The 2,442-nt window shown below is 63.4% G+C and carries 2 protein-coding genes; both read right to left on the bottom strand.

The genetic code is table 11. From position 1 onward, the window contains the following. The coding region (locus EN750_RS29310; protein WP_145968016.1) for an efflux RND transporter permease subunit at positions 1–962 on the bottom strand (962 nt) is incomplete at its 3' end. Positions 963–1,044: 82 nt separating this feature from the next. Beyond that, complete coding sequence (locus EN750_RS29305) at positions 1,045–2,217, bottom strand: efflux RND transporter periplasmic adaptor subunit (protein WP_127398837.1); 1,173 nt, start codon at positions 2,215–2,217, stop codon at positions 1,045–1,047. Positions 2,218–2,442 lie beyond the last annotated feature (225 nt).

Below are 2,442 nucleotides of genomic sequence, written 5' to 3'. Positions count from 1 at the left end.
GACTTGTCCTGCGTGTAGGTGACGTTCATGCCCTCCGGCATCGACTTGACGAACTCGTCGGACACCGTTCGCACCTTGGCGATGGTGTCGATCAGGTTGGAGCCGATGCGCTTCTTGACTTCGATGGCGATGGCCGGCTTGCCGTTGAGACGGGTCACCGTCTCGGCATCCTTGAAGGTCGAACGGATCGTCGCGATGTCCTTGGCCTGCACCACGGCATTGGGGCCGGCGACCACCGGCAGTGCGGCGACATCCTCCGGCGTTTCGATCAGCGACGGTACCTTGACGGCGTATTTGCCCTCCGAGCCTTCGATATTGCCGGCGGCGACCAGGCTGTTGGAGTTGCCGACCGCACCGATCAGTTGATCGAGTTGCAGCCCATAGGAAGACAGCTTCATCGGATCGATGACGACCTCGACGAGATCGTCGCGCGCACCCTGCAGCGAGCCCTCGAGAACACCGGGAACCTCCTCGATGCGGTCGCGCAGTTCACGCGCGGCGGCGGTCAGCACGCGTTCGGGCAGATTTCCCGAGAGCGTGACGACTAGCACGGGAAATTCGGAAATGTTGACTTCGGTGACGACGGGTTCTTCCGCCGCCTGCGGCAGGTCGGCCTTGGCGTCCTGCACCTTGCTGCGCGTGTCCTGCAGCGCGGTGGCCAGATTGGTCTGCGGCTGGAATTCGACCAGCACGTAGCCGCCGCCCTGGAAGGCGGCCGAACGCATCTCCTTGAGGCCCTTCAGGCTTTTCAGCTTGCTTTCCATCGGCCGCAGCAGAAGCCGCTCCGAATCCTCGGGCGAAATGCCCTGGTAGATCAGGCTGACATACATCATCGGAATCGGAACGTCGGGCTCCGCTTCCTTTGGCGTCGCCTGATAGGCGACCCAGCCCGCCAGCAGAAGGAAGACGAGGACCGAAATGGTCAGGCGGGCATTGTTGATTGCGAGTCTGACGATATCCATGGCTAACGCCTGTTCTTGAATTTTCACGAGCTGCGTCGCAGCCGATTGTCCCCGCCCAGGGCTAGTCCGTCGCGATCTCTTGCTACTGCGTGCCGGCCGTCGCTTCGCCGAGCAGCTTCTTGATGATCGCTTGGTCGGCCTCGACCGGATTGACCAGATCGCCTTCCTTCACCAGTTCCTGGCCGGCGACGATGATGCGGGCGTCGGCCGGTATGCCGCCGAGGACGAGGCCTGTCGGCGTGTCGTCGACGAGGTCGATGGGGAAGAACGCCACCTTGTTGTCCTTGCTCACGGCACGGATGCCGAGGTCGCCCTTGTCGCCGAGCGTCACAACCGAGCGCGGCAGCAGCACCGCGTCGGTCGGCTGTGCGTTGAGCGCGATTTCCGCCGTCATGCCGGCCGGCACGGAGCCGTCGGCATTGGGGACGGCAACCTCGACGCGGAAGGTGCGGGTCGCCGACGAGGCGTCGCGGCTGATGTAGCGCACGGTGCCTTGGACGGTCTGGCCGCTGACCAGCCGTATGGTGGCCTTGTCGCCGAGCTTGAGGTAGCCGAGATCGCGCTCGCTGACTTCGCCGCGAGCAATCACCGGATCGAGCTTGAGGATGGTCGCCACCTCGCCGCCTTGCATGATGGAGCTGCCAAGTTCCACCGGCACCCGGTCGATAACGCCGTCGAAAGGCGCCTTCACCTCGTTGCGGTCGAGTTCGGCCTGTGCCGTTTCCAGTTGCGACTGCGCCGAGGTCAGGTTCGAGCGCGCGGTGTCGAGCTGCAGCTTCGGCAGATTGCCTGATTTCATCAGCCGCAAGGCTGCGTCCATCTCGGCCTGGCGCTGCACCACCAATTGCTTGGCGTTGTCGACCATCGAGATCTTTTCTTCCGCCGCAAGCATCAGCACCAGATCCCCCGTCTTGACGTGATCGCCTTGCTTGACAGGCAGCTTGTCGATGACACCGGCGACGCGCGTCGCCAGCACCGCCCGCTTGTCGGCTTCGGTCAGCCCGGAAATGCGGATGGCGCGTGCATAGGTCTTGCGTGGCGGCGTCACCACAGCGACCGTGCGCAGCGGTGCCTTCGGCTCGGCTTCCGCCGGCTTCGGCTTCGCTGCATCGGGCGCCTTGGCCTGTTCGGCTTCGGCTGCCTTGGCTTTGTTGGCGGCTACGCTGCCGACTGACGAAAACTCGCCTGTCGCCATCCACGCCGCGAAACCAATGAGCACAACAACGGCTGCAAGCTTGTGAAACCTGATTCTCATCGTCGTTTTTTCCACTGCGGGTTCGGCCAGCGTCCTCATAACGCGGGCGCGTCGCCGATATGGGTGCGCGCCGGGCCGTGTTCAATTTGCCGTGATCGGCGAAGCGCGCTTCTACATCAAAGTTGCACCGCAATATAGTCTGAAAGTTGCAAGATCATTGCGCCACCGGGCAAGATGCGCCCGCCGCCGCCCAGTTTTCGATCGCTTGATAGGTCGCTTCGGCGG

This window comes from Mesorhizobium sp. M7A.F.Ca.ET.027.03.2.1, from assembly GCF_003999175.1.
Taxonomy (GTDB): Bacteria; Pseudomonadota; Alphaproteobacteria; order Rhizobiales; family Rhizobiaceae; genus Mesorhizobium.
This window is presented reverse-complemented; position numbering and strand designations above follow the sequence as displayed.

Excerpts from the sequence above, each read along its gene's own strand:
- EN750_RS29305 (WP_127398837.1), bottom strand. The coding sequence starts at position 2,217 with ATGAGAATCAGGTTTCACAAGCTTGCAGCCGTTGTTGTGCTCATTGGT.